The sequence below is a fragment of the uncultured Wocania sp. genome (assembly GCF_964021735.1).
Lineage (GTDB): Bacteria > Bacteroidota > Bacteroidia > Flavobacteriales > Flavobacteriaceae > Wocania_A.
On the sequence record NZ_CAXIBN010000188.1, the window covers coordinates 1 to 6,034 of the forward strand.

The 6,034-nt window shown below is 34.4% G+C and carries 5 protein-coding genes and 1 pseudogene; 3 read left to right on the forward strand and 3 right to left on the reverse strand.

Annotation, left to right across the window (positions count from 1 at the left end):
• The 3 genes from AADI82_RS13160 to azu form a co-directional block, all read right to left on the reverse strand.
• The coding region (locus AADI82_RS13160; RefSeq protein WP_341216887.1) for a hypothetical protein at positions 1 to 1,936 on the reverse strand (1,936 nt) is incomplete at its 3' end.
• Between the two features lie 2 nt (positions 1,937 to 1,938).
• A complete protein-coding gene (locus AADI82_RS13165; RefSeq protein WP_341216888.1) occupies positions 1,939 to 3,831 on the reverse strand; it encodes a family 16 glycoside hydrolase in 1,893 nt (630 codons plus the stop codon).
• Between the two features lie 184 nt (positions 3,832 to 4,015).
• The gene (gene azu, locus AADI82_RS13170; protein ID WP_341216889.1) at positions 4,016 to 4,528 is read right to left on the reverse strand and encodes an azurin; all 513 of its coding nucleotides are present in this window, start codon (positions 4,526 to 4,528) and stop codon (positions 4,016 to 4,018) included.
• A gap of 330 nt (positions 4,529 to 4,858) precedes the next feature.
• Between azu and AADI82_RS13175 the strand changes: the two are divergent.
• The 3 genes and pseudogenes from AADI82_RS13175 to AADI82_RS13185 form a co-directional block, all read left to right on the forward strand.
• A pseudogene (locus tag AADI82_RS13175) lies at positions 4,859 to 5,263 on the forward strand (efflux RND transporter permease subunit); the annotation flags it as partial.
• Between the two features lie 11 nt (positions 5,264 to 5,274).
• Positions 5,275 to 5,580, forward strand: a complete 306-nt coding sequence (locus AADI82_RS13180; RefSeq protein WP_341216890.1) for a hypothetical protein — start codon at positions 5,275 to 5,277, stop codon at positions 5,578 to 5,580.
• A gap of 10 nt (positions 5,581 to 5,590) precedes the next feature.
• Positions 5,591 to 5,779: a DUF2892 domain-containing protein gene (locus tag AADI82_RS13185; RefSeq protein ID WP_341216891.1), complete on the forward strand. Its 189-nt coding sequence runs from the start codon at positions 5,591 to 5,593 to the stop codon at positions 5,777 to 5,779.
• Positions 5,780 to 6,034 lie beyond the last annotated feature (255 nt).

Genomic DNA, 6,034 nt, shown 5'->3' on the forward strand with positions numbered 1-6,034 from the left:
AAGAATTAATCCAAGCCGCAATTTTAAGCGCTTCCTCTTTGGGAACCTGAGGCATGGGAGCCATAGGCGTAGCATATTCTGGCCAATTTTTAGGCTGTGGATTGTAAATAAGTTGCACTATTTCCTCATCGGTATAATTACGTTTTGCAATTAATTTAAAAGAAGGTCCAACAAGTCTTTTTTCTTTATGGTGGCACGCTACACAAGTATTGTTAGTTAAAAGCGGTTGCACTTGGGTATCTGTTAAAACAGGATTCTTTTTAGCAGCTACTTTTTTATTAATACGAGGCTTGTTTTTTACCACTTTCTTTTTAATACTTGATGAACGTTTTGTTGAAAGCTGAGACAATGCTAACTTGTCTCCTTCTGCTATATTATTTAATGTATAATAAAACGTTGGGTGCAATGTTAACTGGCCCGATTCTTTTTCCTTAACCCCATTTAAAGTGATTTCGTGCACATAAAACGGTCTTAAATTATCGGTTACAATACGTACCTTATAACCATCGTCACTTACTTTAACGCCTTTTAAATTAATAGTTTCCAGATTGGCTTGCGGACTTCCATAAGCCGCATGGTATTTATATATATAACTTTTGCCTTTGTAAGAGTCTAAATCTTCTGCCGAACTTTTATCAACAGGTTTTGTGAACTCAATCTCAAAACCATCAGGCATCGATTTTACGCTTTTCATTTCAAAAGGCACTCTACCTGTCCATGTGAGGAACTCTAAACCAGAATTTGTAGTTCCGGCTGATCCCCATCCTCTATTGGTTTCGCCTACAAAAAGGTTTCCGTTTTGGTCAAAATCCATACGCATCACACCCGATTGGAAACCCGATCTAAAATCGAAAGCCACACCTTGATATTCGCCTTTAACCTTTTCAAGAACTACACGCATTATTTTACTTTGTCCCATATCGCCAACAAAAACTTGCCCGCTAAAAGGCCCAAACTTCCCTCCTGTTTTATCTACTTTTATTTCGGAATTTGAAATACCCAAAATACCGTGAGGTAATACCACTGCAGGCAATTGCATTTCTGGAAAAGACTCCTTTGCTTCAAAAACAAAATCGGGGTCTTCTTCATCTATAATATTTTCAGGTTTTACATAGCGCCCATTTATTTTAACTTGACGTTTATCAATTTTACTGTAAAATGCTTCTTCGGTAAGCTCTATAGGCGAATCTTTATGTTTGCTCCATTTAAGACCCGCCGGATGTGCTGTAAACACGCCTTTAGGCAAGTGCCACAAACCTCCAGAACCAACCCAATCGCCTTGGTTATCGGTATAAAATAATTCATCATCAATAAGTCCGTAACCCGCTGGCGAACGCATTCCTGTTGCCCAAGGTTCCATACGGCCATCTTCATAAATTTTCATAGTCCATCCGCGCCATGGCACACGACTTTCTCCACGCCACCACTCTTCATTTCCAAAAGCTACATTGGCTGTTACAAAAAAAGCATCGTCTGGAGCTAAAACGGGACCAAAAGAATATTCGTGATAATGGGTTGATAATGGCCATGCATAAACAGTTTCGTAAACATCGGCTATTCTATCACCATCAGTATCTACAAGTTTAGTAAGCTCTCCTCTTTGCGCTGTGTACAATGCTCCATCACGGTAAGCCAATCCTAACGGTTCATGCAATCCTGAAGCAAATTTTATGAATTTAGAAGGGTAGCCATTTCCCATGGTTGGGTTTTCAATAATCCAAACATCGCCACGTCTGGTACAAACAGCAATACTTCCATCTGGAAGCGACAATACTCCACCGCCTTCAACTTTAACTCCTTCTGGAGTTGGTACTTTAGTAATGCGGTAATAATCTTCTTCTTTAGGTGTGTTTTGAGCTATTATAATTTGCGTAAAACCAATCGTAATCAGTATAATTATTACTTTAATTTTATTATGAATTATTTTGTTTATCATGGCTACCAAATTATTTCATATTTTATATTACTACCATCAACAGGAATTATCAATTCTGTTTCTCCGTTCACCTTTCTTACTATAGGAATTTGACCTGATAGTACTTTAATATAGTACTGTTGACTCTTTATAAGATAAGCGCCGTCAGACATTCTTTCAACGTCGCCAGAAGCCAATATACAATACCAATTTATCAATCCGGATTTTGAAAACTGAATGTCGTGAACCACATAATTATTGTTAGAATCTGGTGTGATTCTATTTTCAATATCAACATCTTTATAACGGTATCTAAAGACTGGTAACCAAGTGGTTTTATCTATTACGTAGCCTTTTGAAACAAATTCTGGAGTTGTTCCTGTTTCCGGAAAAGCGGTATTGGAATCAGAAAAATGCGCAATAGGTTGGTTTAAAAACGTCCATTGAACGGCACCTTTAGGTTTAAACGATCCATCACCACGGCTGTGCCACATGGGAGTTGCATCGACAAACTCACCTCGCCAAACACCAACAAGATTGCCTGCACCTAAATCGTAAATATAATTGACACCTTCTGGAGTACCAACACCAATGGTGTGCGACAAGCGTTTGCCATCGCCATTAAAACTCACAAATGCCCTTAACAAACGGGGTTTAGAATCTGGTTGAACAAAAATTGGAGATACCGTATTTATACTAGGCGGATAAGAATCATAAGCATGAAAATCTTTCGGATTTGTCGATTTGCTCTTAATTGACAACCCTAATCGTGGTGCTCTCCACGCAGCAGATTTAATATTAATTAGGATGAACTTATGTGTTCCTTTTGATAAGGTCACATCTTCATTTAACACCCCTTGACCACTAGAAGAATTATCTTCTACAATTTTTTTGTTATCAATAATAAGCTTTACACCTCCGGTATATCCCACGCTAATTGTATAATCATCTTCTTCCGAAACATCCAAAGTTCCTATGTACATAATACCATATTCATCTTCTTCACCAACACTAAGAATATCAATTTTATTGGATTTTCCGGCTGCCACTTTAGCATTTTCGCTCAATTCGTCCAATCCCTTAAACGCGCCTTTATAGATAACATGCGACAGTGATGTTAGCGTTACTGAAGATTCTTTTAGCAATTGATATTTAAAATTCCTAATGGCAACGGGCCCATGATTTCCTTGAATCAATAGTGGGCCTTTGGCAACTTCATTCTTTTCAATGGGGCCGCCGGTATAAGTTGGAACTTCGACGTTGCTATGGATTCGAACACCATTTAAATCTACCGAAATAAATTTAGCATTTGAAATTTTTTCACCAGCATCATTAAATCTTGGCGCTTGAAAATGCACTTTATATGTTTGCCATAACCCAGGTGCTTTTGAAGCATTACTTGTTGGAGGAATACCTCTAAAAATCTTCTTTTCATCAGTTTCCCAATTGTTATGAAATCCTCCCATATCAGATCCCAAAGGGTTTTTAACTCCCCAACTATCTTTTAGTTGCAATTCATATCGACCTTGAAAATAAATACCAGAATTCGATCCTTTTGGAAGTAACACTTCTAACTCCAACAGCAAATCTCCATGTTCCCAATTAGTAACTAAGGCATCATGTTTTTCTTTATCATTTATATTTAAAAGAATACCAGTTCCAGGTGTAGACTCAATGGCTTTTGGTGACTCGATGGTATTCTTTTTTTTCTTTCTTCGTTTATTTTTATTTTTTGAATCTTGTGTTTCTGGTGCTTTATGGTGCACATCAACGTACCTATTTACTTTTACGTCGCCCACAACTTGCCAGTTTCCAACCTGTGCTTTAAAGTCGTTTAAGTTATCGAGTTTTATTTCTTCTTGTGCAGATAGACAAAACCCAAAAAGGACAAGGATTAATAAAAATTTAATTTTCATAAATATATCTTGTTAAAACATACAATATAAATATATATATCAATAATGTTGTTCAGTATTATTCACTGAAAAAAATTAAACTAAAAATATAAAAGTTAGTCGTTGTATCAACCGTATAAAATCAAAAAGTCTGAGGTTATAAATCTCAGACTTTTTTGGTATAAACGGTAAGATTTATTTTAAATTACTCTACAATAAATTTACCTTTCATAATAGCATAATGTCCTGGAAAACTACATAAAAAATCGTATTCGCCAACTGCTGGTGCATCAAATTCTATTACCGTTGTTTCTCCAGCTCCAATTAATTTGGTGTGAACAATAATATCTTTAGTATTTTCAGGAATATAATCGTTTTCAGCAAAGGTGACTGCATGGTTCCCAAAAGCAGAAATACTTACACCCTGTTTAAGTAAAACAAAATTATGCCCCATTATTTTTTTGTCCAACTTCCCTATATGTTTAAGTGTTAACTTAACCTTTTTGCCTGCTTTTACCTTAATTTCAGTTTTATTAAACTGCATTAAATCATTAGTGGTCAAAACCACTTCACTTAGGTTGCTTTCTTCTACTTTTTTTGTCGTGCTTTTTTTGTTTTCGTATGTAAACCCATCTTTATTCTTTTCTTCTTTTCCTCCACAACCAATTAACATTACAAAGGAAAAAATAGACACTACTATGTACTTAATTATTCTCATTTTCATTATTTTATATTTCTCATTTTCTCATTTCAGACCTATAATACTCTGCTAACAAAATCAAATATAAACATATAAAACAACATTATTGTTCAGTATTATTCACTGAAAAAAATTATACGCAACAAATAAATCATGAAATCTGAGTTTTATAATTTATATTTAACATTAAGCCTTCACCTAAGTATAACATCTACGCTTTAAATATAAATACATTTACTCCTCTTTTAAATGTGGGTTGGATATCACATTACAATTGTTTTTGGTGGTCTAGAATATATTCATTGATTTTTATGGCACATTGTTTTCCCTTTTAATTAGGTAAATGTTAAAGCACCAGTCGTTATGATGGTTGCCATACCATTATCATTGGTCGGTATTGTGTTAGGGCATTGGATTATGGGTGCGTTTTTTACTGCCACTTCATTTATAGGCATGATTGTGCATGCGGGTATTATGGTAAGAAATTCTGTGTTGCTTATTGATTTTATAAACTTAAGGTTAGACGATAATATTCCATTAAAACAAGCCGTAATAGAAGCTGGTGCAGTACGAACTACACCTATCTTATTAACCGCAGGAACAGTTGTTATTGGTGCTTTTGTGATACTATTTGACCCTATTTTTCAGGGGTTAGCTATTTCTCTAATGGGTGGTACCATTGTAAGTACGTTTATAACCCTTTTAGTAGTGCCATTGGTCTATTATATGATTGAACGTAAAAATTATAAATAAAAACAGAAAACATGAAATTAGTAATTGTTACAGCAGTAGAGGAATTTCAAAATGATGTTTTAAAATTATTCAAAGAAGCTAATATTGAAAGCTTTAGCAGTTATGATATTAATGGTCATAAAAATATACCCTCTGTTTTAAAAACATCTAGTTGGTTTCCAAGTGAATCGGGAGGTAACGAGTCGCATTTATTTTTTTCCTTTACAGACGAGAATCTCATCGAAAATCTATTCAAGTTAATAGAACTATTTAATGAAAATTTAGAAACCAATAACCCTATTAAGGCGATTGTATTACCTATCGAAAAACACATTTAAAACTAAAAATATGAAAAATAGAATCGTTAGAGTCATAGCAGGAATTTTTATATTAACAAGTTTGTTCCTTGCCATTTATGTAAATATAAACTGGTTATGGTTTACTGCATTTGTAGGAGTAAATTCATTACAATCTTCTATTACGAAATGGTGCTTAATGGATACTATATTGGAAAAAGTATTTAAGATAAGAGATTGATTTTTTAGATGCAAAAGTTTTAATGCTGACATTCCTCATTTTATCTATGACCAACTCATAGTATATTTATAAACATCGAGAGAGGCATGCTCACATTTAAAAACTTCAATATTGCCTGATTGGTTTTTATTTTATAGAATATATGCTGCGCCATTTTACTGGTTCTAATATGGCTAGATTTATGCTTTCATGCATACCTAATTTGCACAATTAAAACCGAATAAAGAACATTGAAGATGTAATTTGATCTTATTT

Coding starts and splice junctions, on each gene's coding strand:
- AADI82_RS13165 (WP_341216888.1), bottom strand. CDS start 3,831: ATGAAAATTAAATTTTTATTAATCCTTGTCCTTTTTGGGTTTTGTCTA.
- azu (WP_341216889.1), bottom strand. CDS start 4,528: ATGAGAATAATTAAGTACATAGTAGTGTCTATTTTTTCCTTTGTAATG.
- AADI82_RS13180 (WP_341216890.1), top strand. CDS start 5,275: ATGAAATTAGTAATTGTTACAGCAGTAGAGGAATTTCAAAATGATGTT.
- AADI82_RS13185 (WP_341216891.1), top strand. CDS start 5,591: ATGAAAAATAGAATCGTTAGAGTCATAGCAGGAATTTTTATATTAACA.